The organism is Flavobacterium yafengii (assembly GCF_030010375.1).
Classification (GTDB): Bacteria; Bacteroidota; Bacteroidia; order Flavobacteriales; family Flavobacteriaceae; genus Flavobacterium; species Flavobacterium yafengii.
This window is the reverse complement of the sequence record NZ_JASCRY010000001.1, coordinates 434157-461076: the sequence shown is the minus strand read 5'-3', so window position 1 is coordinate 461076 and position 26920 is coordinate 434157. Positions and strand designations below refer to the sequence as shown.

Sequence of the window (26920 nt, the reverse complement as noted above, 5' to 3'; positions counted from 1 at the left end):
CCACAATCTCAAATACTATTTGAGATTGTGGTTTTTGTGTATTTTAAGCGTTGGTGTTAATCCATTTCCATTTCTGGAACGTCACCTTCAATAATTAAATCAGCTTCAGTAGAAGCGATAATGTGTTCTACAGTTACACCCGGTGCGCGTTCCAGGAGTTTGAAACCTTGCGGTGTTATTTCTAAAACAGCTAATTCAGTAACTACTTTTTTAACGCAACCTACACCCGTTAATGGTAAGGTACATTTTTTAAGTATTTTTGATTCTCCAGCTTTATTAACGTGCATCATGGCTACAATAATATTCTCGGCAGAAGCCACTAAATCCATTGCGCCTCCCATTCCTTTGACCATTTTACCAGGAATTTTCCAGTTGGCAATATCACCGTTTTCGGCAACTTCCATGGCGCCAAGGATTGTTAAGTCAACATGTTGCCCACGTATCATTCCAAAACTGAATGCGGAGTCAAAGAAACTGGCTCCAGGCAAAGTAGTTATGGTTTGTTTTCCTGCATTGATTAAATCAGCGTCTTCATCGCCTTCAAAAGGGAATGGACCCATGCCGAGAATTCCGTTTTCGCTTTGAAATTCAACGTCAATTCCTTCTGGGATATAATTAGCTACTAGTGTTGGGATTCCGATTCCGAGATTTACGTAATAGTTGTGTTTTAATTCTTTTGCAATACGTCTTGCAATTTGATTTTTATCTAAAGCCATAATTAGAAAATTTTTCGCACGGTTTTTTGTTCAATTCTTTTTTCATATTTCACACCTTGAAAAATTCTATTTACAAGTATTCCCGGAATATGAATTTCATTTGGATCTAAACTTCCTGCAGGTAATAATTCTTCTACTTCGGCTATGGTGATTTTTGCTGCTCCGGCCATACAAGGGTTGAAGTTTCTTGCGGTTCCTTTGAAAATTAAGTTTCCGGCTTCGTCACCTTTCCATGCTTTTACGATGGCAAAATCAGCTTTGAAAGCGTGTTCCATAACGTGCATTTTTCCGTTGAATTCACGTGCTTCTTTACCTTCGGCTACTTCAGTTCCATAACCAGCAGGTGTGAAAAAAGCAGGAATTCCGGCTTGTGCCGCACGGCAACGTTCTGCTAAAGTTCCTTGAGGAATAAGATCCACTTCGAGTTCTCCAGAAAGCATTTGGCGTTCAAATTCGGCATTTTCACCTACGTAAGAAGAAATCATTTTTTTGATTTGACGCTTTTGCAAAAGCAGTCCAAGACCAAAATTATCTACACCGGCGTTGTTTGAAATACACGTTAAATCCGTAGTTTCTTTTTTCACTAATTCGGCGATGGAATTTTCTGGAATACCACATAATCCGAAACCGCCAAGCATGATAGTCATCCCATTTTCAATTCCTTGAAGGGCGTCCTGAACGTTGTTTACTTTTTTGTTAATCATAAAAATGAGTTGCTATTTGTCGAATTTTATTTAAAGAAGAATTAAGTTATAATCTACGGACCTCAAGATTTAGTTCTAAGGACGATTGCCTTAGCCCAGATAGCAGTGGAAATCCTGTTATTGCGAGGAACGAAGCAATCCCATTTGTTGCTCTCGATATGCGATTGCTTCGTTCCTCGCAATGACTTTTACAATTCAAATTCTTCGGTATCTTGTTCTACGGCCGTCGTGTCTATTACCTTTTTAGGAACGTAACAGTCTACTTTTATAGAAAGATTTGCAGGACGCTCAAAGGGTCCCTTAGATACTTTAAGTGCCGGATCAGCATAACACAGTTTCATGAAATAACCCCAAACCGGCAATGCGGCTGTAGCTCCCTGACCGTAAGTGATGCTTTTGAAACGGGCTGAACGGTCCTCGCAACCTACCCAAACTCCAGTTACAAGATTAGGAACCATTCCCATAAACCAACCATCAGACTGGTTTTGAGTAGTACCTGTTTTTCCTGCAATAGGGTTTTTAAACGAATAAGGATAACCCGTCCAGCGGTTGTCTCCGTTACCGCCGCCAGTGGTGCGCAAACGGTCTCCAGAACCACCTTCGGTTACACCTTCCAGTAATTTGATAACTGCATAAGCAATGTCTTTATTTAAAACATCATGCGATTCAGGTATTGGTTCGTAGATGATAACGCCACTTTTATCTTCAATTTTAGATATAAATTGAGGTTTCATATAAACGCCTTGATTGGCAAAAGTGCTGTAAGCGGCAACCATGTCTTCGACTGTGATTTCTACCGCTCCTAATGCAATGGATGGTTGGTTTACAATTTCGGATTTTACGCCTAATTTATGGGTTAAATCGATTACTGCTTCTGGACCTACCTTATCAATTAATTTTGCGGATATCGTATTTATGGAATTAGCCAAACCTCTTTTTAAGGTAACCATTCCGCGGTATTTGTTGTCAGAATTTCTAGGTTCCCAATCTTCGGTAACATGATGGCGTCCTTTTCTAATGACAAATGGACCATCTATAATCGAGTCACACGGAGACATATTCAATTGTTCTATAGCAGTGGCATAAACAAATGGTTTGAAAGTCGAACCTACTTGTCTGGCACCTTGTCCTACGTGATCGTATTGAAAATATTTGTAGTTGATACCACCAACCCAAGCTTTTATATTTCCGGTTTGCGGTTCCATAGCCATCAATCCAGATTGTAAAAAGTGTTTGTAATACCGAATAGAATCCAATGGTGTCATGATGGTATCTTTTTCTCCTTTCCAAGAAAAGACCGTCATTTTTGCTTTTTCGCTGAACGATTTTATAATTTCTTCATCGCTTTTATCCATTGATTTCATCACAGCCCATCGGCTAGATGATTTCATTGCCTGATTCAGGATTCGTTGTGTTTCTACAGAAGAAATATTAACGAAAGGAGCGTTTTTATTACCCTTAGATTGACTAAAAAACTCTTCTTGAAGGTTTGCCATGTGTGCCGTAACCGCTTCTTCAGCGTGCAATTGCATTCTGGAATCAATCGTGGTGTAGATTTTTAGACCGTCTTTGTAAATATCATAATCAGAACCGTCCGGTTTTTTATTTTCTTCGGCCCATTTTTTCATGTAATCACGTAAATATTCTCTAAAATACGTAGCCGTTCCGTCTTTGTGTGTTTCTAATTTGAAGTTTAACTTAATAGGTAAACTTTGAAGTCTTTCTTTCTCTTCTTTTGAAATGATTTTTCCTTTTTCCATTTGCAAAAGCACCACATTTCTGCGGTTTTTTACCCCTTGTGGGTTTCTGATAGGGTTGTATAAACCAGAGTTTTTAAACATTCCCACTAATATTGCCGATTCACTGATGGTTAAATCCTTCGGTTCTTTAGAAAAATAGGTTTTTGCTGCTGAACTTACTCCAACAGAATTATTTCCAAAATCATATACATTGCAATACATTGCAATTATTTCATTTTTAGTGTATTGTCTTTCTAATCGGATGGCGATAATCCATTCTTTTATTTTTTGTACAATTCTAAAAGGCAGAAATTTAGATCCTTCTCCATGAAATAATTGTTTGGCTAATTGTTGTGTCAACGTACTCGCACCACCGCTGGTTCCTAAGCTGGAAATAGCTCTTAAAGTTCCTCTTCCATCAATACCGGAATGCTCATAAAAACGAGCGTCTTCAGTAGCTATTAATGCTTGTACCAAGTTTTTTGGTAAGTCAGAGTATTTTAACTGGGACCTGTTTTTTTCAAAATATTTACCCAAAACTACTCCGTCAGCCGATATGATTTCGGTGGCTAAGTTTGAATCTGGATTTTCTAAATCTTCAAAAGAAGGCATCGAACCGAAAAGTCCCCATGAAGCAAATAAGAAAAATAAACCGACTGCACCCATTCCATAAAAGAAGATTTTCCAAAATTTCTTTTTGTAGTAAGTGATGTCCTTATCAATGTTTTTTGTCTGATTGTTATTTTTTTTGATAGCCATAATACTATTTTATTCTTTTTTTTCTATTCTAAAACCTACCTCTGTAATTCCATCTAAAGCTGTTACGCCGGGAACTTTGCCGTTTTCTCTAACCGCTTGTTTGATATAGACTTTGTATTTTGATTTGAACCGTACATTTTCCTTGTAAAAGAGTTTGCTTTCTTTTATATCTGAAAATCCATCGCCTAAAAGTGTTCCGTCCGGATCTGCCATTTGGTATTCAAGCGTGTCTACTTTTGTAAAACCATTTGGCAATTCCAATGCAACAATTAAAAACAGATTATTATACTGATAATTGTTATTGGCTCTCAAATTCACAAATAGATTGTATCGTTTTGTGGAATCTAATTCCGGTAAATTGAACGTTACAATACTGTCTTTGTGCCACGCACTACCTACAGATTTATATTCATCAAAAACTCTTTTTTTATCACATGAAGAAAAGAGAATCACAACTAAAAGAAGTAAAGCGCTATTTTTTATCCACATTTTTAGTAATAATTATAGGTTTTCTTGGTTCCGCAGGCTTTTTGTCATTTGAATTCTGACGGTTATTATTGTTGTTGTTTGCAGGTTTATTGTTGTTTGCTACAATTGCATTTTCACCAGCCGGCTTGCGTTTTTTATTTGGTTTTTTCTTTGGTTTTGGCTGGTCAAAACGAGTCAAACTTTCTTGACCCATTGCATTATTGAAGTTTTTCTCCGGTTCAGCAACAATCTCGATAGCATAATCTTCTAACGAAGAAACTTTGTTTTTTAGTTTGTTTTCGGCAACAATTTCTTTGACTTGTTCAATTTTCAGCACATGCCAATTAGCAAAGTTATTGGTGTACGCAAACCACATCAATCCTTTGAAAATATCTTGTTTCTGGCAAATGGCATCTCCTTTTTCGGTTACCAATTTTGTTTCGAAATCCGGAAAATCTTTCAACGCATCCATGTACGTATCTAACTCATAGTTCAAGCAGCATTTTAATTTTCCGCATTGTCCAGCCAGTTTTTGTGGATTCAAAGACAGTTGTTGATAACGTGCCGCTGAGGTATTTACACTTCTAAAATCCGTCAACCAGGTAGAACAACACAATTCTCTTCCGCAAGAACCAATTCCTCCTAAACGAGCCGCTTCCTGACGAAAACCTACTTGTTTCATCTCAATACGAGTGCTGAATTCTTTAGCAAAATCTTTAATTAACGCACGAAAGTCAATACGGTCATTTGCGGTATAATAAAACGTAGCTTTCGATCCATCCCCTTGAAATTCAATATCTGAAATTTTCATTTCCAGTTTTTGAGCAATCGCCAGTTCCCGTGCACGAACCTTCATCGGCTCTTCACGATCTCTTGCGGTGGACCAAATATCAATATCTTTTTGGGATGCTTTTCTATAAATTTTCGGAATTTCATTACCCAGGTAATTGGCTCCTTTTTTCTTCATTTGAATTTTAACCAATTCTCCTGTCAAAGTAACAATTCCTATATCATGACCCGGAGAAGCAACAGTAGCAACGATGTCGCCCATGCTTAACGTTAATTTTTCGGTATTGCGGTAAAATTCTTTTCTTCCATTTTTGAAACGTACTTCAACACAGTCAAAAGGTGCGTCGCCATTAGGCAAACTCATATTAGAAAGCCAATCGAATACCGTTAATTTATTGCAGCTATCGGTGCCGCAAGTCCCATTATTTTTACAACCCTTAGGTGCGCCACCATCAGAAGTTGAACAACTTGTACATGCCATAATCTTATATGTAGTGTTGCGACCAGCACAACTTAAGTTCTTAAAACGTTTAATGTGTAAAGATAGTATTTTTTAATTTTATGGAACAACGCCTATCTGCGTCAATAATTCATAAATTTTTAATAAAAAAACCCATTACAATTGCAGCTGTAATGGGTTGAATCTAAATCTGTTTTTAATAAAAAACTTAGGTTTCTTTCACCGAAATTATTTTAACTGGACATGCTTTTGCCGCCAATTCACAACTTTCAACAATCGTGTGGTCGTGTGATTTTAAAGTAAAAAAACCTTTTGCATTTTGCGAATGAATCAAAACTGATTTCCCGTCTTTCTTGGACATTTGAAATTGAACCGGAGCCATTTCAACGCAATAATTACAGCCAATGCATTTGTCCCTCTGTAAAGTAACAATAACCATTAGGCTTCCACAATTTTATATAATTTGTCCGACATTCGGATTCTGAAAGGTAATTTTAAAGTACAATCATCGCCTTTGGTGGCTTTGTCAGCCGTAACATCATTGACAAACATTTCGTCGATAATCATTTGCTGCGCTCCGGTGCTTGGTCCTGTTACCAGAATTTTATCGCCAATTTTGATGTCGTAAGCTTCAATTTTGAATTGACCAATGTTGGCTTTCGGGAAATAATGGGTTCCTTTTCCTATATAGACTTTTTTCTGTGTCGCCATTGATCCGGAAACATCACTCCATTCGCCCAATTCTTGTCCGAGATAATAACCGGACCAAAAACCACGATTATAAACCGTGTTTAAAGCTTCCATCCAATCGGCTACTTTTTCTTTAGAAAACGAATCTTCATAATAACTGTCAATCGCTTCCCGATAGGTTTTGATAACAGTGGCAACATATTCAGGAGCACGGCCACGGCCTTCAATTTTCAACACCTGAATACCGGAATCAATGACTTGGTCCAGAAAATCTAAAGTGCATAAATCTTTTGGAGACATTAAATATTCGTTATCGACTTCGATTTCAAAACCGGTTTCCTGATCTATAACAGTGTATTTCTTGCGGCAATTTTGTTTACACGCACCACGGTTGGCGGAGGAATTATTGGAGTGTAAACTCAAATAACATTTTCCTGAAACTGCCATACACAAAGCGCCATGACCAAAGATTTCGATTTCCACTAAGTTTCCGTTTGGGCCCTTAATTTGTTCTTTTTCGATTTGAGCGGTGATGCTTTTTACTTGACGTAAACTCAATTCCCGACTTAAAACCATCGTGTCTGCAAATAAGCTGTAGAATTTTATGGTTTCAATGTTGGTCACATTCAGTTGAGTTGAAATATGGACCTCCATTCCGATGCCTCTAGCCATAGCGATAACCGCTTGGTCAGAAGCAATAACCGCAGTGATATTCGCTTCTTTGGCTTTGTTCAGTAAGGTTTTTACGACGGATAAATCGTGATCGTAAATTATGGTGTTCAAGGTCAAGTAACTTCGAACATTTTTAGCTTCGCATCGTTTTGCTATTTCCGGCAAATCGTCCATGGTGAAATTCACGGTGGCTCTGGCGCGCATGTTCAATTGCTCAACGCCAAAGTAAATAGAATCCGCACCATTATCTAATCCGGCTTGTAAAGACTCAAAGTTCCCGGCAGGAGCCATAAGTTCTATTTTGTTATTCGATGTCATGATAAATTAGTCTAAAATCTTATATAATTTATCAGATAATCGAATTCTGAACGGCAGTTTAAAAGTACAAGTATCTCCAGAAACTGCTTTTTCTTGTGCTAAATCGTTAACAAGCATTTCTTCGATTACTATTTTTTGTTCGCCGGTTGTGGAACCTTTGATTAGAATCGTATCGCCAATTTTGATTTCGTTTTCTTCAATTAAAAACTGACCAATACTTGGTTTTGGGAAAAAATGCGTTCCTTTTCCGATATAAATTTTCTTAACTTTTGGTTCTTTTTTGACTACAGTTTTTGGTTTTTCGGCAACAAAAACACCATGCGTTTCTTCGTTGTTTTTGAAAGTCAAAACGTCTGATTTTCCTTTTTTGAAAATCTTATTTCCGTTTTTAATTCCTCTTCGAATGGCTTTTTGTTCTTCTTCCGGCATGTGAATGACAGTTACACATTCAGCAGAACAGCAACCTTCCATTTTTTCTTTGCAAGAGTCACATTGGATAAAAAGTAAATGACAGCCTTCGTTCACGCAATTGGTATGCACATCACAAGGCGCGCCACATTGATGGCATTGGGAAACAATATCGTCCGTGATTCTTTCGCCCAAGCGGTGATCAAATACGAAGTTTTTTCCAATGAATTTACTTTCTAATCCTTCGGCTTTTACCTGGCGCGTGTATTCTATAATTCCGCCTTCCAGTTGGTACACGTTTTCAAAACCTTTGTGTTTGAAATAAGCACTGGCTTTTTCGCAACGAATTCCTCCGGTGCAATACATCAATAATTTTTTGTCTTGTTTGTGTTCAGAAAGTTGTTCTTCTATGATTGGTAAACTTTCACGAAAAGTGTCCACGTCTGGTTTTATAGCTTTGGTAAAATGTCCAATTTCACTCTCGTAATGATTTCTCATATCGACCACAATCGTATTTGGGTCTTCCAAAAGTTCATTGAATTCCTTAGCTTTTAGGTGAATTCCAATATTGGTTACATCAAAAGTTTCATCAACCAAACCATCGGCCACAATTTTATCACGCACTTTTACGGTCAGTTTCAAGAACGAATGATCGTCTTGTTCTACGGCGATATTCAATCGGATTCCTTTCATGAAATCATAGACTTCTATCGAGTCTTTGAACGCATAGAAATTATCGGCAGGCAATGATAATTGGGCGTTGATTCCCTCACTGGCTACATAAATTCGACCCAAAACTTCAAGTGAGTTCCACGCCAGAAATAATTCGTTACGAAATTGTGTTGGATTTGAGATTTGCGCATAAGCATAGAAAGACAGCGTAAGACGTTGTTTTCCGGCATCATCAATCATGATGGCTCTTTCCTCTGCGCTTAATGTGTTATACAGTTGCATGCTATAAACAGTTTTAAGTTGAGAAATATATTTTTTGCAAAAGTAAATAATTTAACCACAATGTTCACAATGAAGTCGCAAAGTTTATGAATGGTTTGATTTCTTGGAGCTATTTCCAGCTTTTCGCTATATCTCTTGTTTTCGCTATCGCTACAACTAGAGGATGCCGCTGCAATCTGGGCTAGGGGAGTTGTGGTCAATAGAATGTTTAGTTTTGTAGAATCGTATTTATCGCTTCGAGTCACACGAAAGGATTCGTGCGGGAGCGGGTTTTTTTTTATTCTTCAAATTCTATAGCTTTATTAAGATATTCAATTAGTGGTTTTGCCGTTTTAAAATAGTTAATGATGATTTTTACTGCGTCTGTACTTGTCAAAATTTTGTCATTTATCAATTCTTTGGTGCAAAAACCTTTCATTTTTAGTAATTCAACAACAGGGTCACTTTTTTCATAAAAATCAGTGAATTTTTTTGATTTATTTTGACCTTGTATTCCGCTTGGAAATATATCTTGAAATTGTTTGTTTGAAATTATTTCGTTAAATTCCTCATAGGAATAACTTATTTCTTGCCTAATTTTTTTTAAAAATTCAGGGGTTGTCTGCCAAATCCCACCTCCAACCATACAATTTCCTGGTTCAATGTGAATAAAATATCCTGCTGTGTTTCCGTGTGGAGCATTTTTATTGAAAACGACTAAAACATAGTTTTTATATGGAGTCTTGTCTTTTGAAAATCGCAAGTCTCTGTTTACTCTTGTCAAGCACTTTTTAGGAACTAAATTTGCATTTGCTATTGACAAGTCTAGTTTTGCTAATTCTAACAATAAATTTTCTGTAAAAAAAACAATATCATCCTTGTAGGCTTGATAAGTTAGTTTGTTTTGTTCAAACCACTCTCTTGAATTATTTTTTTTAAGTTCTTTTAAAAAGTTTAAAGATGTTTGCTTAATCATTTTACTTACTTAATTTATCTATGTGTTTTATAATTATCTTGATTTGTTTCTCTTCGATTTTTTGAGAAAGAATGCTTTCTAAGATTTCATTTTTTTTAAATTCGTTTAGTTTTTCAAACGCTTCTAAAACTCCCGATTCCTTGAAGGTTTCTAAAATTTGCTTTTCAGTTATTTCTTCTTTCTTGGATAATAGATAAAGTGAAACTGTAACAATATCACCACCTTTTTTATTGATAGCTTTTCTTATTTCACTATTTACAGAAAGCATTTTGTCTTCTCCTTTTATTGGCGCAAGGTTTCTTGCTTCAATCTTGTAAGTATCGATTGAACCTGAAACTTTTATGTCGCCCCATTTTCCATCAATATGTTTTGAATTTGGAATACGCAAATGATAAGTCCAAGCACCTTTTCCGTGTTCATATTTTAATTCGAGTTTTTCGTCTTTTATGATATAGTCCATTTTACAGTCTCATTTTTAGCTTTTCTGCTAACTATTTAATACCATCAAATATACACCTCTTTTTCTAGCCTAAATTTTTTTCTAGCCCAGATAGCAGTGGAAATCCTTTTTTATCCGCTTTTTTAGCGGGGAAAAAGATTGAAACGAATAGCTGGAAATAGCTCCAAATAAAAAAACCACGCCGAGACGTGGTTTTAAATTCTATGCTTTTGCATGTATTAGCAATATTCGTTGAAAGCGTCTTTCAAGTTCTCAGCAATCAATTCTGCTGGGCGACCTTCAATGTGGTGACGCTCTAACATGTGCACTAATTCTCCGTTTTTGAACAAAGCCATACTTGGCGATGATGGAGGAAAAGGGAACATGTGTTGTCTTGCAGCATCAACTGCATCTTTGTCAACTCCTGCAAAAACGGTGATTAAATGGTCTGGTTTTTTAGCGCCATCTAAACTCATTTTTGCTCCTGGACGTGCGTTTCTAGCAGCACAACCACAAACCGAATTTACAACTACAAGTGTTGTTCCTTCTAATTTCATTGCGTTTTCTACTGCTTCAGCACTATGTAAATCTTGAAAACCTGCAGCGGTTAATTCTGCTTGCATTGGTTTTACCATTTCTTCTGGATACATATCTTTTTTATTTTAAATCAATAATAACTTCGAGTTGCAAAGTTACAAAGTTTACAATCAAGAATAGGAGTTCAATTATAAAGTTTTGTTATAGTTTGATTGTTATTTCATTGTTTTGAGAGCAACATGAAATAAGGCTTTAATAAATAGCATTTTTGGACATTTCAAAATGACCTTAATATCTTCAATAAAAGACGTTTCCTCGTCTAGAAATTTAAAAATCAAACTTGGATTTCCTTTTTTGAACATCGAAGAAAAGATGTGGGAACCCAATTCATTTTTTCGGTCTAAAATGTCTAACAAAAGCAAATCGTAAAACCAGAATTTGGTCTTTTTATGAAATTTGGTGAAGTCAGTTTCTCTTTGCAGAAAGGCAACTAATTCACTTGATTTTTTATCGGAATTTTTGAAAGTGTAACCGGTACTGGCTTTCGTCCAACCGCCTGAAGTTCCTATATTTAGTACGTTTTTAGTATTCGATTTCCAAAATGGATAACAGGTCATCGGGATACTTCCTTGCTCTTTTTCGACGATTTCATAGTTCGTAATTCCAAGTTTTTCGATGTATTGCTGGATTTCGTTTTCGTATTCCTCAGTTTTTAAATGCTGGTGCGAGAACAAAGTGTATTCCAGTAAAGCTTCAGTTTTTGATATGGGTAACACGTACATAAAACGGGTATTTCCTTTTTGTTCCACCGAAAAATCCATGAACGTGGCTTGTTCAGAATTGAAAACAGCTTGTTCACTTTTGATAAACCAACCAATAAAATGCTGTTGTAAAACTGGATATTTTGTCTGGTTATCTGCTTTATGTTTGTTGTAAATACTGTTGAATAATTTCGAGCACGAAAAGGATTCGCTTTCGGTTTGTACCAGAATTATGGTTTCGGATTCTTCGATTTCCAAGACTTTCTGGTTCACGAAAGTGATATTTTCTTGTTTTGAAAGCAAATCAAATACTTGGTTGTAAAAATCCAGCCCTTTGACCATATTGTAGTGATACGGTTGCAAGTCTAAATCCCTGCGAAAGTTTTCATTGGCAAACAAAGCCGAGTCCCATTTCTTCGAAATTGATTGTTCCCAAACCGAATCGTTGGTTTTCCAAAAACACCAGGTTCTGTCGTTGGTTTTTTTAGTGTCTTCATCCAATAACAAAATACTTGTATTCTTAAATTTTCCGGATTGCACCATTTTATATACGGTCATCAAAGTCGATAATCCTGCGCCGGTAAAAATATAATCGTAGTGTTTCATTTGGGAATTTGACATTTCCCCCAAAAATAGACAATTTTATTCTTTTAGTTTGGCTAAAATCAGCTTTAATTCTTTTGGTTTTAAGTACCCGCTGTGCTGAAAAATAATCTCGTTTTCACTGTTTAAAACACACAAAACAGGAAAGTTCAGTTGCTTATTTATTGTTCCTAATGCGATGGCCAGTTCGTGCGTTCCAGAGTTGTTTCCTGTGGGTTTGAATTGAAAAGTGGTTTTATTGAAAACTACCGCTCGTTTTTCTTCGGCATTGAAATCAACAAAATAAAAAGTGTTGTTGAGTTCCTTGATGATTTCCTCGTTTTTGAAAGTGGTGTTTTTCATCGCATGGCAAAATTGGCACCAATCGGTTTGAATGAAAACAATCGTTTTTCTCTTTTCAATACGTTGTAAACTGTCAATTTGTTCCAATGAAACTGAATGCAACTGCGCAAATCCAGCCGGAATCGCACTGCATAAAAGCAACAGTAAATAAAGATTCTTTTTCATTATTTTAAGGTATAACGAAGTCCGAAAAAGCTTCTGATTCCTTGGTTTGGTCCATAGACATAAGTCGTATCAAACGTCAATCCATAAGGATTTTCAGGTGTTGCCAACACTTGTCCGTTCGTATCGTAGGTTACATTTTTATCAAAAGGATCATTTGTTCTTGCAATTAAAAACGGATTGTTTTGTTTTGGTAAAAAGTTCAATAGGTTTTTAATTCCGGCATAGAATTCAAAGTTTTTTAAACCAGAATAGGTGAATTGAATGTTTTGCAAACTGTACCAAGGCGATTCTGAAGCACGAGGATCTAAAGCGCTTAAAAGAGGTAATTGCATCGGGCTGTACACATTTCCGGTGTAATCTACATTCAAATCAATAGCTTGAATTTTATAGGAAACGCTCCAAGTTGCCGTAAATTTTTCGGTTAGAAAAGGTGTTTCTTTTCGGCCATTTTCAACGTTTTTGTTGTCAAGCAAAGAAGCGCCAGTGATAATCTTTAATCCATTTGGAAAATTGAAATCGATATTCGTACTGATTCCTTGGCTTATCGCATAGCCATTAATGTTGTCATAGATAATTTGGTTGGGATTCGTTTCATAATCCGACACAATTTTATTGCTGAATCGGGTATGAAAAAACGAAGTTTCAATACCGATAAAGGTTCCGTTGTCGAAATTTATTTTCTTGATATAATTCAAATTGGTATTTATAGATTGTTCGGGTTTCAGGTTATTTGCGATTATAATTTCACGAGCGCCGGTCAAAGCAGCGTGATCTTCTGTAAATAAATTCACTACCCTAAAACCCGTTCCAGCATTCAAACGAATGATATTATTATCGTCTAATTTCCATTTATACGCGATTCTTGGTGTTAAGATGCTTCCGTGAAACGAGTTGTAATCGTAACGCATTCCCAGTAATAGCTTATGTTTTTCAGTGAACGTGATTTCGTCTTGAACAAAAATTCCCGGTAGCCACGTTTTTTCTGGGTTGTTGTTTCCCAGTTTTGAAGTTGCCGGTGTATTGTCATCGTAATAATTGTAACGGGTGGCAATTCCGGTAAGCAAATCATTTTTTCCTATTTTTTTGTCCCAAGTCAATTGTAGAAAACCGATTTTTTGATTGGCTATATAACTCGTTGTGCCGTAGCGGCTGTCTTGAAAATGTACATTCCCTGAAAAAGACAGCATCAGTTTTTCCTGAAAAGGCAATTGGTAACTTCCAATCAATTCCGCTCGTTTGGTATAAATGCTTTCGCCATAGATTTCGTCTCCGCCGCGGTGTTTTTTCTCCCAACGCACATCCCCGCCAAAACGGTCTTCATAAACGCCACGCGCCGCAATGGTAAACAATCGATTTTCTTTTCTGTCGAAAGTCCATTTTTGAAAAAGGGAAATTCGGTCAGAAAGGGTAACATCAGTAAAATTATCGCCGTCGTTGTCTATTTTTTGATTGTATCTGAAATAATTTAAACCTAAAAGTGCAGTTGCTTTCTTGCCAACATTGAGTTTTACTCCTAAATCAACATTGGTTTCCAACCAAGAAGTAGAAAACACATCAGCAGAGAATAGGGGAGCGTTTGTTGGATTTTTAGTAATGATATTGATCAAACCGCCCACGGCTTCACTGCCGTATAAAGAGGAAGCAGGACCTTTTACGATTTCAATTCGTTCCACCAATGAATTTGGAATTCCGGATAATCCATACACCGTAGATAAACTACTCACAATAGGCATTCCGTCGATTAAAACCAAAGTATAAGGGCCTTCGAGTCCGTTAATGTGAATGTCGCCCGTATTGCAAACGCCACAATTAAGTTGCGGTCGTACACCATTTACATTCTGTAATGCTTCATAAATACTGGCCGTTGGATTTTTCTTAAAAAACACAGGAGAATAAACCTCAACTGGAACGGCACTTTCTAATCTTTTTACCGCTTTTAATGTTCCCGAAACCACGACTTCGTTGAGTTGATTTTCGGTACTTGAAAGGTCAAAATCTAAAATGTTGTTTTCATTAATTTTGACAATTATATTCTTTTTTAAAGTTTGAAAACCTTCTGCGACAATTTGTATTTTATAATTTCCCTCAGCAATATCCTCGATGCTGTAATTTCCTAAGCTATCCGTTTGGGTGGCGTATTTTGTCCCAATTAAATAAACACGAGCCTCCGAAACTCCTTTTTTTTCTGATGAAACAAATCCTGAAAGACTCGTTTTTTCTTGGCCGTAGCCTAAGTGAAACATCAGAAAAACAAAAAATACATATAATTTTTTCACTATGCTTAAATTAAATTTAGGCAAAGCTAAAAATTATATTTTGCAAAACAAATTTTTTAATTACATTTGTATCAATAACTTAATAATATGACTAAATCTTTAGAAGAAGTAAACCAATCCGTTTCTACGCTAAACAAGAAATCAGTATTCCGAAAAATCCTTGCTTTTTTTGGGCCGGCCTATTTAATTAGCGTCGGTTATATGGATCCGGGAAACTGGGCGACGGACATTGCAGGCGGTAGCCAGTTTGGGTATGCCTTGCTTTGGGTTTTATTGATGAGTAACATTATGGCTTTGTTGTTGCAAAGCTTGAGTGCCCGACTGGGGATTGTTACCCAACGTGATTTGGCGCAAGCTTCCCGAGAAACCTATTCGCCATTTATCAATTATATATTGTATTTCCTTGCCGAAATTGCTATCGCAGCCTGTGATCTTGCCGAGGTTTTAGGAATGGCAATCGGTATCAATTTACTATTTGATATTCCGTTGATTGAAGGGGTCTTGATTACGGTTTTAGATACCTTTTTGTTGTTGTTCTTAATCAATAAAGGGATCCGTAAAATGGAAGCTTTTATCATTGTATTGGTTGCTATTATTGGATTTTCCTTTATTTTTGAAATGATATTTGCCCAGCCGGAACTGGATAAGGTGTTGTTTGGGTTAATTCCTTCAATGCCCAATGAAACGGCATTGTATATCGCTATTGGAATTATTGGAGCAACGGTTATGCCGCACAATTTATACTTGCATTCCTCATTGGTGCAAACTAGAAACTTCGACCGAAGTAAAGCTGGAATTAAGCAGGCTTTAAAATACAATTTCATCGATTCTACGATTGCATTAAACTTAGCTTTTTTAGTGAATGCCGCAATTTTGATATTGGCTGCAGCCACATTTTATAAAAACGGAATGTTTGAAGTGGCCGAGATTCAAGATGCCCATCGCTTTTTGGAGCCGCTTTTAGGAAGCAAATTTGCACCTATATTATTTGCGGTTGCGTTGATTGCTGCCGGACAAAGTTCTACAATTACAGGAACTCTTGCCGGACAAATTGTAATGGAAGGGTATCTTAATTTGCGCATTCAGCCGTGGGTTAGAAGAATCATCACACGATTAATCGCCATTGTTCCGGCGGTTATTGTAATTACGATTTATGGCGAAAGTGTAACGGGAAAATTACTGATTCTGAGTCAGGTTATCCTGAGTTTACAACTGGGTTTTGCTATTATTCCGTTGATTCATTTTGTAAGTGATAAATCAAAAATGAAAGGATTCCATATTGGAAAAGTGACCCAAATCGCTTCTTGGATTATTGCAACAATCATTGTTTCACTAAATGCTAAATTGGTTTTTGATGAAATAACAGGTTGGCTTGAAACTTCCGAAAATCCACTTTTGTTATGGTTAACGGTAGTTCCCCTAGCGATAGGTTTCTTGATTTTGTTGCTTTATATTGTGTTCAAGCCTTTTATTGCCAAAGCCAAAATAGACATTCAAAATCATTCACCACACAGTTTAAAACTGCGATTTTCTAAATCAGGAAGTTATACTAAAAAGAATATTGCGGTCTCCGTAGATTTTTCCAGTGCCGATGAAGTGGCTTTAAATAACGCTTTTGAATTAGGCGGAATAGAAGCAAAATACACTTTGATTCACGTGGTAGAAACCGTTGGAGCCATGATTTATGGCGAAAACACAGATGATCATGAAACCTTAATCGACGAGAAATTATTAGAAGAATACAAAGTAATGCTTACCGAAAAAGGATTTCAAGTAGCCACACAATTAGGATTTGGAGAGCCTAATAAAGTGATTCCGGAGATTATCAATAAAGGAGAATTTGACATTTTGGTTATGGGAACTCACGGTCATACCGGATTCAAGGATTTAGTCTTTGGAACTACGGTTGATAAATTGCGCCACAAAATTTCTATTCCGTTACTAATTGTTAAAAATTAAATTCTTGTGCTGAATTTGTTTCAGTATCAGAAGCTATTCCCGTTATCCGTTGTAAATGAAATTCACTGAACAACAATGCAAATAAAAGGATTCCCACTGTTATCCGGACTAGGGAATCTGAAATCAAAAATCGTTAATCTGCAATCAAAAATCAAATGACATTTTCAGAAGAGAATTATCTTAAAACCATATACCACCTTACTATTATTTCAGATTCAGAAATAAGCACCAATGCTATTGCCGAAAAAATGGAAACCAAAGCTTCATCAGTGACTGATATGCTCAAGAAATTGGCAGAAAAAGACTTGGTTAATTATAAAAAATACCAAGGCGTTTCTTTGACAGAACACGGAAAAATAGCAGCAAAAATGATCGTGAGAAAACACCGTCTTTGGGAAGTTTTTTTAGTAGACAAGCTAGATTTTTCTTGGGATGAGGTTCATGATATTGCAGAACAACTGGAACACATCAAATCAGAAAAATTAATCAACAAACTGGATGATTTTTTAGGAAATCCTACCGAAGATCCTCATGGAGATCCTATTCCTGATGCAAATGGTCAAATTGTTAAAATAGAAAAGCAATTGCTCTCTGAATTGCACGAAAACCAAGCAGGGATTTGCGTTGGTGTTAAAGATACCTCCTCAGAATTTCTAAAATATTTGGACAAACAGGGAATCGCATTGGGTTCTAAAATTGAAATCATAGGAAAGGAAACTTTCGATTTGTCTTTGAAAATAAAAGTGGACAACAAGGATTTAACCATTTCCAATAAAATTGCCAGTAACCTTTTCGTAAAATTAACGTAGCTATTTGGCGTTATCTTTGGATAAACTATTTAAAATAAAGAACATGAAAAATTCCTTGTTGTTGTTTCTTTTGATGATTGGCACGATAACTTTCGCACAAAACACTAAAACAGAAAATGTTCAATCCTTAAAGATAACCCAGAAAAAGTGTCTTAAGAAAAAGGGATTTAATTTAGTTCTTGCAGCAGTTGTTTCTGATTCCCGTTGCCCGGAAGGTGTGACTTGTATCTGGGCTGGAGAAGCTTCGGTTACAGTTTCGGTTTATAAAGATTCAAAATTAGTGGAGGACCACACGATGGTTTTTTCGATGAAAAACGAACAAGAAAATAGACAGTGGTTCTCTAAATATTTGCCGGAAAAACAAAAAAATGTAAAAAGCTTTAGTGTTTTTCCTTATCCAAAAGAAGGAGTCAAAATCAATCCGAAAAACTATTATGTAAAAATTGGGTATATAAAATAAACCTTCTGGAATCAGTACTGTAAATGTTATTTTTTATCACTTTTGAACCCAATTAATTTTCGATATTTCTGTTCACTTTCTTCCAGAGCGACTTCAAGTTCTTTATAATAAGTAATGTCTTTTATATTCGCAACAGCGGCAATAACATAATTGTTTTCATCGATTATTGGTCTGCCGCTGATGATAACCCGTTTTCTGGTTTTAGTTTCTGAATCTTCAATTATTATCTCAACATCATCTGTTGATTCGCCTTTTAAGGCTTTTTCTAATGGAAGGTTTTGAGCTGGAAAAACAGTTAGCTCATCAGGATAATACAAGTCATATTTAGTGGACCAATCCAGTGTGGTTGGCATTGTGGAATCTTGTTTTATTCCTATGATTTCTTCGGCCATGTGATTGGACAAAACAATTTTTTTTTGGTTGTCAGTTACAATAATTCCTTCGCCAATATTCTCCAGAATTAATTTTAATTTGAGCTCATTAAGTTGCATTAATTTATCAGCTTCTTTTTTCTCATTTTCCATTTTTTTTCTGAACGAAATATCTTTGATAAAAGCAATGAAAATATATTTACCAAGAATGGTTGCGGGAGATACTGTCAGCTCAATATCAAATTCGATATTTTCTTTGTTAAGGGCTGTGATTTCAATTGTTTTATTAATAATTGGACCTTCACCAGTTGTAAGGAAGTTTTTGAATCCTTTGACATGACGTTCTCTATATTGTTCAGGAATAATTAAGCTGTGCATAGGTTTTCCCATCGCTTCGATTAATGACCATCCAAATATTTTTTCGGCTTGTGGATTCCATCTGATGATATTTCCTTCATCATTTATTACAATTAAAGCATCCGGAGCCTCATTAAATATAGTTTGTAATTGACCTTCACTTTCTTTTAATTTTTGTTCGGCTGCTTTTCGCTCCGTAATGTCTCTCATAATCGATTTATGTCCGGTAATTCTATTTCCTTCCCTTAACTGCATTACCGTTTGCTCTACCCATTTTTGTTCTCTGTTTTTGGTAATAATGGGAAATGAGAATAATGTTTCGTCTATTTTATGTTTAAATTGATTCAAGTAGAACTCCGCCACACGGTCTCTCCACTCCGGAGCCACTAGTTCTGAAAATTGTTTTCCTATAATTTCATTTTGGGTGTAGCCCGTTAGTTTTTTACAAGCAGGATTGATGTAAGTAAAATATCCTTTGTAGTCTGATGTATGGACAACATCGCTTATGTTTTCCACAATTTCACGGTATTTTTCCTCGCTTTTGCGAAGTGTTTCTATAGCTTCTGCCAATTGTGCGGTACGTTCCGTTACTTTTTGTTCCAGTTCTTCATTTAGTTTTTTAATCTCGGTTTCTGCATTTTTTCGTTCTGTGATATCATGAAAAACGGCCACCGCACCAGTGATTTTCCCTGCCGAATCTTTTAATGGTCTGGCAGATATCACGACAAAATTACCTTCTGTTTTTTTGTAATTTTGTACAAAGATTTCCATGTCATCCACTTCTTCGCCATGTAATGCCTTAACGATAGGAAGTTCATCAGTGGTTAAAATGGCTTTAGTATCGGGCCACAATATGCCATACGTGTCAGCCCATTTTTCTTCGGGTATATCCAGCAATCCAATTCCAATTATCTTTTCAGAAGCGGGATTCCAAATGATGAATTTTCCATTTTCATCTGCTACGACTAATCCATCACCCATATTTTGAATCACTGATTGTAAAAGTGTATTTTGCTCATTTAACTGTTCTTTGGATTGAGCCACTTCATTGTCTCTTTTTTCGATTGTAGAAAGCATGTCATTAAGGCCCAAAGAAAGAATACTGATTTCGTCTTTTCCTTCAACTGTCATGCGGGTTGTATAATCACTGGTGTCCTTTATCTGCTGTATAACGGTTACCAAGTTCAACAAGGGTTTTGAGATGTACTTTTTAATAATCATTGCAATCAAGAAAGCCAGCCCGATTCCTACGACCAATAACACGATTCCCAGACGCAGCACATCCATTTTTATTTTATTCAATTCCGATAGTTCAAATCGGATGCAAACCAATCCTATTGTTTTATTGTCTTTTTTGATTTTACTGTACACAAAAAGATTTTCATTGGTAAAATGGGAACTTTTTTCATCCATGGCGGGAATAGAAAAACGATAGTTAGGATCAGAGCCCGGTTTTGTATAGGAAGCAAAAACGTTGCCTTTTTTGTCCAATATGTTTGCATTCAAAATGTCGTTTTGCACATTTAATTCCGATAGAATTTTATTGGCGGCAGCATTATCCAAAAACTCAAGGGAAGAAACATTATTAAAACCCACCACTTGTGCAATAGCTATTGAACTAATCACTTTCCGGTCTTTAAATCCTTGAATGTCTATCAGTACAAAAGCAGTAATACAAAGACCTAGTACAAATGCAGAGGTGAAAACTTGCATAAGCACCAGCTTATTTTTAATTGATATGTTACGAAGATTAATCATGTATTTATTGTTTTTTCAATATTTATAACACACTAAACGTTTTGTATTTTCTTGGTTTTAAAGGTTCTAAAATCGCTCGAATTCAAGTATAAATGACAATGTAAATGTGTGATTTGATACTTTTACTGCACAATAATGGCATGTTGCAACAAGAACGAACTGATTCCTATTCCGGCTTTATTTATTGCTTTGAGATTCACTTCAAATTTTAATTTATTGTCTACTGTGACAAAATTCACGTGTGTGCCTTTTTTTCCGTAACCATTTTGTTCTGTCACAATCAGTACGGGTTTTCCGGAAAATTTAGAAAGAATGGTTTCAATAGGAATGGAACAATTGTAAGGAACAAACAGAATGTTACAAAAACTTAATTCATCCAAATTTTTATATTCCTTTACTTCAATTTTTTTGTTTTTAGTAACGTCAAGTAGTGAAGTAGTAATTGGGCTTTCTTCTAAAACAGCAATCTTGAAAGTTTGTTTTTTAGAGTAATTTTTCCAATAAACATAGTCTACAAAACGATATAGAAAATCAGCTTTCAGGGCATATTCTTTCCCACCGGAATTCTCTTGGGCTGAAATCGTATTTCCTCCCATTAGCATGATAATTGCGCTTAAAATAAATAGGTGATTTTTAGTTTTCATCATGCTGTTTTTAATGAATTTCTATTCTGATTTGAAAAATCTGGTTTAAAATTTATAGATAAGGGACAAACTAAATAAGGTTCCTAATTGGCTAAAGTGATATCCTTGGTAGGTCATTTGAGAATAACGACCATTGAATGTAATTAGGTTAAATTGTGATTTTACTTGAGCTGGATTATTCAAAATAGTAGTTCCGGCTTCATTCTCGGCTTTAAATTTCCATTCTGGGACTACATTTAATATATTATTCACGTTAAGTGTTACAGTTAATTTATCTGTGGTGGCGTAGTTAATTCCTAAATCAGTGACTATTTTGGGTATAAATTCGGTTCTTAAATTGGAATCTAAACCTTCTTGTTTGAAAGTTGTTTTCCCAAAATACGTGTTGCTAAGCGAGAAATCAAATTTTCTGATTTTGTAATTTCCTCCCAAAATCCATTTGGTTTCGGGTCTGGAGGTAAACATCAAAGCCTCAAGTGTTGCGCCAAAATTATCACTTGCAACGGGTGAAATTCTTTTGTTTTCAAGAGTTACGTTTCCGGATAAATTGAATCCCAGTGCTCCGGTTCCTAGTGCTACAGTGCCGTAATTCATGACCACATCTAAACCTGAAGTTCTCGAATCGAAAGAGTTTTCAAACCAGGCAACATTGCCAAATTGAGTGTTTACTTTATCCCCTAAAATGATTCGGTCTTTTACTTTAATGGTGTAATAATCTATAGTGAAATTTAAATTTTTAAAAGGATTAGCGCCTATTCCTACAGTCATATTGGTTGATTTTTCGGCATCTAATTTAGGGATGCCCAAAATGCGTGCATGTGCAGAAATATTATTAATTAAGCCGTTGATTTGGATTCCCTGACCTGCAACGAAAGAATATTGTGATTTCTGAGTGTAAATTTGGTGCAATGTCGGCGCTCTAAATCCTGAGGAAATAGAACCTCTTACTGTAATTTTATCTTTAGAAAACTTATATCTGGAACTCAATTTCCAAACTGTTGCAGCCCCAAAATCGCTGTAATCTTCATAACGAACGGTACCGTTTACCGAAAAGTCTTTGGTAAAGTCATACGCTAAATCGAAATATCCTCCCAAATTGTAACGATTCCATTTCCCGGAATTCTCAGGTCGATTTCCCGCAAATGAGTCTGCGCCAAATCCATCCCAAGAAGCTTTATCGCCTTCATTAATTACGAACGTTTCGGTTCTGACTTCAGAGCCAAAACCAATACTGATTTTATCAGACAGCACTTTAGAAATATCTAAGTTACCTACAACATGATTGAATGAAGCACCTCCCGGTTTGAAAAAAATGGGACTGTTCTCACGATATAAATTCACTCCATTTGCATCTTGAATATCAGATCTGTTATGAGAGTTTTCTATAGCATAAGCCTGCCTGTTTCCGCCTACAGTCATACTCGCATCAGTATTCCATCCGTTTTTTATTGATTTATAGCCTAAAGTGGCATTGTAATCGTTTAAATCACCTATAAATGTTGGGATGTAGCCTTTGTATGAAGTAATAGTTCCATCTCCAAAGAAGTTCAATAAGTAGGGAAGGTCATTTACAGTAACTCCTTCTCCATAGTCCCAGTATGGCGTTCTGTAATTGGCATAAGAATTCACCTTTTTATACACATAAGCGGCATTATAATACATTTGTGTTTCATCGGATAGATTAAATCCACCGTTGACTAAAAATTTTGCGGCCGCAGTTTTTGGAGCTCCATTGATATTTTGGGCATCTGGATATTTTGTTAGGAAAGCTTTAATATCTGTTGAGGGGTTAATGCCTGAAACAGTACCTCCAAAATCAGCGAACTCTCCGTCTGCATCTACTTTTCCGGGTCTGTTTGCCAAGTTTACTTTCGAAAAATCTAAGGTATAATTCACAAAACCTTTATCGCTCACAGAAGCTCCATTGTTCAAACTTATGCCCAGCATTTCGCCATCACCTTCAACAGTAATTCCTGTTCGTATAGTTATTGAGCCATTATTGGGTTTCTTTTTTAAAATAATATTTAGTACTCCGGCTATTGCATCAGAACCATATTGAGCAGATGCGCCATCACGAAGAATTTCGACTCTTTCTATCGCATCAATTGGAATTCCAGAAATATCAGCACCTGTTTCCCCTTGGCCAGGAGATGTTTGAACATACAGTAAAGCACTCAAATTTTTCCTTTTTCCGTTGATGAGTATTAAGGTTCTGCTGGGTCCCATATTTCTAATTTCGTATGGATCAAGTAAAGAAGTAGCATCGTTTACAGGAGTTTGAGACGTGTTAAAAGAGGGGATTTTGTACTGTAATACTTTATCAAAGGTTGTTTGTCCGGTTGAGGTCAGGTCTCCAGATGATACAATATCAATAGGAAGTGTAGTTGTGGTATTGCTTCTGGGCGTAGCTCTTGTTCCGGTAACGACAACTTGGTTAAGATTCTGTCCGCCACCTTCGGATAAAACCACATTCAGAATAGATTCGGTTGTGTCATATTCTTGTTTGGAGAAACCAAAGTAACTAAAGACCAAAATAGCACCTTCTTTTACAGTAATCGTGTATGCACCATTGATATTAGTGGAGACGCTGTTGTTTGTCCCTTTTTCGGTAACATTAACACCTGACATGGCGACACCGGCATTATCCAATACAAAACCCGAGATTTCTTTTTGTGCAAAAAGAAACGTGATGTTTAGCATAAATAATACTATGGTGACAAACTTTTTCATGATTAGTTGATATTGGTTCGTTTTGGTTTGAAATCAATGGCAACGTAATAAGTGTAGGAAGTTTTCATGGAACTACTTCTTGTGTTTTTTTGAGAAAAGTAATCCGTGAAAAGGATAATTATGAAATCAAAAGGTAGTTTTCTTCGAGTTATTAAAAGAAGTCTATCTAAAAACGAATACTACTTAAGTTTATAACAGAATTGTAAATATTTTATAGGGATTAAAAATATTTACAACTTACATATCAGATTTTTATTAAAAATTATGATTGTATAATCGTATGTGGATTACCAATTCATAATAGTTCTATAACTTCACTTTTTTGTAGGGATAAAGTTGAAATTATGTCCAAAAGCCAACTTAGAATCAAGTTCAAATCCGAAACCATTTTTTTAATCAAAAAAAATGGAAACGATTGATTTCGAGTCTAAAAACTCATTTTTTCTATAGTAAATTTAATAAAAAAAAGGCATTTTATTAAGTTGTAGAAGGCTTTTTTTTATTTTTTTAAGGAAAGTTTAACCCTGTTGTGTTTTAAAGTAGTTCAGATTAAAAACAGAAATAATGAAAATTTTAATTACAACCGCAATCATCACCGCTACCGCAATTTTTATCTGATTTTTTCTTTTTGAAAAAGAATTTTTTGATCAAAAAAGCGAGTGCTATTCCGAGGGCGGTAAAAGCTAAAATTTCTTGAATATCCATACCGTAAAAATAAGAAAAAGCAACCGAAAGGGGTTGCTTTTTTGAGTTAAACTAATGAGAAAGTTTTTACAACTGTGCCATAATTCCAAAGTTGATGCTAAAAGGCATTCCGGGTCTTAATCCTGCTGGAACTCTTGATACGGCATATTTCCTGTCCATTAGATTAATGATATTCGACATCAGACTCACTTTTTGGCTGAGGTGGTATTTTGCTGAGAAATCAACGATAAAATTATTGTTTACTTTGTTTTGGGACGGAATTGATCCTGTTCCAGCTACTGTTCTAAAAGCATCTACGTATTTACCACTGATTGCCAAATTGAACTTTTCTGTTTCGAAGGCGGCTGTCAGGGCAAATTGATTTTTTGCAATGTACGGAATCTCATCACCACGTGTTACATTTCCCCATATTGGGCTGTTAAAGTCACTATTTAATTTTGTATCCGTTAAAGTATAGGAAAAGGTAAGCGGCAGTTTGTATCCTCTTTCGGGATTATTCTGGATTTCATACGTGGCCGAAATTTCAATTCCTTTTACGATTGCTGCACCTGCATTGAATAAATCCCCAGTTCCAGTTCCGCCACCAGACATGTTATCCGAACCTTGTAAATTAGAAAAATCATTGTAATAGCCAATCAATTCTCCGTAAAAGGCATTTTTGTGAAAACGAAAACCAAGTTCTGAGTTGATACTGTTTTCGGCATCCTCTCCAACCTTAGCTCCCGGAGGAGAAAACCCTTTGTGAATACTCGTAAATACATTGTAATCCTCGTTGATTTTGTACAGTATTCCCATTCCCGGAATCCAAACATCAGAACGATTATTTGCTTTTACTACACTTGTGCCGGCTCTTGAAATATCGTTGCTCCCGTAATTGATAGATTCTAAATTGATGTTTTCATATCGGATTCCAGGCGAAAAAGTAAATTTATCATAGGTAATCGTATAAAGAACATGAGCGGCAATTGCTTCGGCTTTTGTAATTCGGTTTTCGTCTGTACCCGGAGTTCCGTTCGAGGTTCTGTTCATAACCCCATTTTGCATGGCGTATCCGTCAACCCATTGAAAACGATCTTCGAAATCTTCGTGGTAACGGAAGCCAAAATCAAGGTCGTGTTTCAGAGCTCCTGTTCCAAAATTATAATTCGCCACAGATTGGATTCCTTTGGCCTCGTAAATTCGATTATTGGCTTTCACCAATAACGCATTATCGGCAGTATTGCTGGCTCCTGTTAGCGCTAAATATTCCGCATTATAAGTTGTTGGATTGGTCAATATAGAATTGATTCCCACTTTTGTAGTTCCAAGTCTTAAAGCATCTAATTTGTACCAATTTCTGGCAAAATCATTTTTGTAGGCTTTCGTGGTGATGTTGAAATTTTGGGATGGTTTTATAAAATGGGTCAACATAATTTGTTTGTGCTCCGTGTCAATATAATCTTCATTCGAACCGGCATACCTTCTGTACGGACTGTTGTTGTAATCGTTTTCGGTTAAACCAAGGTAGGTTTCATAGGCAAAATCTTCACTATACTGAACTTTAGCAGTTAAGGATTGAAAGACTTTGGCATCGGCATCGGTATTAATTCTAAATTTTGCGACATAATCATTTCCCTGAAAACCGGTATTTTTGGAACTGTTGTCAATTTTTTTAAATCCATCTGAATTTCGGTTGTTATATTCTAAAACGTAACCAAAATTCTCCCGTTCATCCCCAATATTTACGTATGTTTTTTTGGTATTAAAGCTTCCTATGCTTGCCACAACACGGGCTTTTAAACGATTTGGGATTTGGGTAGAAACCATATTGATGGCACCGCCGGTGGTATAAGGACCGTATTGTATTTGACTTCCGCCTTTTAGAATCTCGAAAGACTGCATTCGGTTTACTGTAGGAAAATAATACGCTGCAGGTGCGGCATAAGGAGCGGGTGCAATTAGAACGCCATCTTCCATGAGGGTAATTTTACTGGAACGATCCGGACTGGTTCCTCTCATGCCAATATTTGGTCTGAGACCAAAACCTTCTTCTTCCTGAATGCTAATGCCGGGAACGGTTCTTAGAATCCTGGAAACATCATCATAATTGAAGGTTTTTAATTCTTTTGGAGAAATAAAATAAGTAGAACCTGCTTTGTTTTTGGCTTTGAATTTACTTCCAACAATCGCATCGGTGGTAATAATAACTTCATTTAAATTTTCAATACTGTCTTTTTGAGTTTTGGTAAGTTCCTTTTCTTGTGAAAACAAAGCGGATGTAATGAATAGTGAAGCTGCAATTATAATATTCCTCATTTTTATTTAGATTTATTCTACGCTGTAAATGTAGAATCTAAATCTTATTTAGACAAATTAAAAATAATAAAAATTTA

General features: G+C 36.0%; 22 protein-coding genes. 3 read left to right on the top strand and 19 right to left on the bottom strand.

What is annotated here, in order from left to right; all coding sequences use genetic code 11:
- Positions 1-56 precede the first annotated feature (56 nt).
- From QLS97_RS01945 to QLS97_RS01880, 14 genes are all read right to left on the bottom strand, one after another.
- The gene (locus QLS97_RS01945) at positions 57-716 is read right to left on the bottom strand and encodes a CoA transferase subunit B (protein WP_282713998.1); all 660 of its coding nucleotides are present in this window, start codon (positions 714-716) and stop codon (positions 57-59) included.
- Positions 717-718: 2 nt separating this feature from the next.
- On the bottom strand, positions 719-1420 hold the full coding sequence (locus QLS97_RS01940; RefSeq protein WP_282713997.1) for a CoA transferase subunit A: 702 nt from the start codon (positions 1418-1420) through the stop codon (positions 719-721).
- Positions 1421-1608: 188 nt separating this feature from the next.
- The gene (locus tag QLS97_RS01935; RefSeq protein ID WP_282713996.1) at positions 1609-3918 is read right to left on the bottom strand and encodes a penicillin-binding protein 1A; all 2310 of its coding nucleotides are present in this window, start codon (positions 3916-3918) and stop codon (positions 1609-1611) included.
- A 9-nt stretch (positions 3919-3927) separates the two neighbouring features.
- On the bottom strand, positions 3928-4407 hold the full coding sequence (locus QLS97_RS01930; protein ID WP_099713891.1) for a gliding motility lipoprotein GldH: 480 nt from the start codon (positions 4405-4407) through the stop codon (positions 3928-3930).
- Complete coding sequence (locus tag QLS97_RS01925; protein WP_131914516.1) at positions 4391-5656, bottom strand: PSP1 domain-containing protein; 1266 nt, start codon at positions 5654-5656, stop codon at positions 4391-4393. Before QLS97_RS01925 ends, QLS97_RS01930 begins: the two co-directional genes overlap by 17 nt.
- 187 nt (positions 5657-5843) lie before the next feature.
- The gene (locus tag QLS97_RS01920) at positions 5844-6074 is read right to left on the bottom strand and encodes a ferredoxin (RefSeq protein ID WP_091172284.1); all 231 of its coding nucleotides are present in this window, start codon (positions 6072-6074) and stop codon (positions 5844-5846) included.
- The gene (locus tag QLS97_RS01915) at positions 6074-7315 is read right to left on the bottom strand and encodes a peptidase U32 family protein (protein WP_282713995.1); all 1242 of its coding nucleotides are present in this window, start codon (positions 7313-7315) and stop codon (positions 6074-6076) included. The genes QLS97_RS01920 and QLS97_RS01915 overlap by 1 nt, the downstream gene beginning before the upstream one ends.
- Positions 7316-7321: 6 nt before the next feature.
- Complete coding sequence (gene trhO / locus QLS97_RS01910) at positions 7322-8677, bottom strand: oxygen-dependent tRNA uridine(34) hydroxylase TrhO (protein WP_282713994.1); 1356 nt, start codon at positions 8675-8677, stop codon at positions 7322-7324.
- Between the two features lie 277 nt (positions 8678-8954).
- Positions 8955-9632, bottom strand: coding sequence for a DUF2461 domain-containing protein (locus QLS97_RS01905; RefSeq protein ID WP_282713993.1), 678 nt, complete (start codon positions 9630-9632; stop codon positions 8955-8957).
- Between the two features lies 1 nt (position 9633).
- Positions 9634-10092, bottom strand: a complete 459-nt coding sequence (locus QLS97_RS01900) for a DUF1905 domain-containing protein (protein ID WP_282713992.1) — start codon at positions 10090-10092, stop codon at positions 9634-9636.
- Between the two features lie 218 nt (positions 10093-10310).
- Positions 10311-10721, bottom strand: a complete 411-nt coding sequence (locus QLS97_RS01895) for a BrxA/BrxB family bacilliredoxin (RefSeq protein ID WP_091172289.1) — start codon at positions 10719-10721, stop codon at positions 10311-10313.
- A 102-nt stretch (positions 10722-10823) separates the two neighbouring features.
- A complete protein-coding gene (locus QLS97_RS01890; protein ID WP_282713991.1) occupies positions 10824-11990 on the bottom strand; it encodes a lycopene cyclase family protein in 1167 nt (388 codons plus the stop codon).
- A gap of 21 nt (positions 11991-12011) precedes the next feature.
- Complete coding sequence (locus tag QLS97_RS01885) at positions 12012-12479, bottom strand: thioredoxin family protein (protein WP_282713990.1); 468 nt, start codon at positions 12477-12479, stop codon at positions 12012-12014.
- Positions 12479-14722 carry a TonB-dependent receptor gene (locus QLS97_RS01880; protein WP_428831779.1) on the bottom strand — a complete coding sequence of 748 codons (2244 nt, stop codon included), beginning with the start codon at positions 14720-14722 and terminating at the stop codon, positions 12479-12481. Before QLS97_RS01880 ends, QLS97_RS01885 begins: the two co-directional genes overlap by 1 nt.
- Positions 14723-14842: 120 nt before the next feature.
- Here QLS97_RS01880 and QLS97_RS01875 point away from each other — a divergent pair, with 120 nt between their 5' ends.
- The 3 genes from QLS97_RS01875 to QLS97_RS01865 all read left to right on the top strand — a co-directional run bounded on the left by QLS97_RS01875 (position 14843) and on the right by QLS97_RS01865 (position 17983).
- Complete coding sequence (locus QLS97_RS01875) at positions 14843-16714, top strand: Nramp family divalent metal transporter (protein WP_282713988.1); 1872 nt, start codon at positions 14843-14845, stop codon at positions 16712-16714.
- 155 nt (positions 16715-16869) lie between these two features.
- On the top strand, positions 16870-17523 hold the full coding sequence (locus QLS97_RS01870) for a metal-dependent transcriptional regulator (protein WP_099713885.1): 654 nt from the start codon (positions 16870-16872) through the stop codon (positions 17521-17523).
- Between the two features lie 43 nt (positions 17524-17566).
- Positions 17567-17983, top strand: coding sequence for a hypothetical protein (locus QLS97_RS01865; RefSeq protein ID WP_282713987.1), 417 nt, complete (start codon positions 17567-17569; stop codon positions 17981-17983).
- 26 nt (positions 17984-18009) lie between these two features.
- On the opposite strand, the gene QLS97_RS01860 is transcribed toward QLS97_RS01865, so the two are convergent.
- From QLS97_RS01860 to QLS97_RS01840, 5 genes are all read right to left on the bottom strand, one after another.
- Positions 18010-20424 carry a PAS domain S-box protein gene (locus QLS97_RS01860; RefSeq protein ID WP_282713986.1) on the bottom strand — a complete coding sequence of 805 codons (2415 nt, stop codon included), beginning with the start codon at positions 20422-20424 and terminating at the stop codon, positions 18010-18012.
- A 167-nt stretch (positions 20425-20591) separates the two neighbouring features.
- Complete coding sequence (locus QLS97_RS01855) at positions 20592-21116, bottom strand: YfiR family protein (protein WP_282713985.1); 525 nt, start codon at positions 21114-21116, stop codon at positions 20592-20594.
- 42 nt (positions 21117-21158) lie between these two features.
- On the bottom strand, positions 21159-23843 hold the full coding sequence (locus QLS97_RS01850; RefSeq protein WP_282713984.1) for a TonB-dependent receptor: 2685 nt from the start codon (positions 23841-23843) through the stop codon (positions 21159-21161).
- 573 nt (positions 23844-24416) lie between these two features.
- Positions 24417-24548, bottom strand: a complete 132-nt coding sequence (locus QLS97_RS01845; RefSeq protein ID WP_282713983.1) for a FeoB-associated Cys-rich membrane protein — start codon at positions 24546-24548, stop codon at positions 24417-24419.
- A gap of 66 nt (positions 24549-24614) precedes the next feature.
- Positions 24615-26843, bottom strand: a complete 2229-nt coding sequence (locus QLS97_RS01840) for a TonB-dependent receptor family protein (protein ID WP_282713982.1) — start codon at positions 26841-26843, stop codon at positions 24615-24617.
- Positions 26844-26920 lie beyond the last annotated feature (77 nt).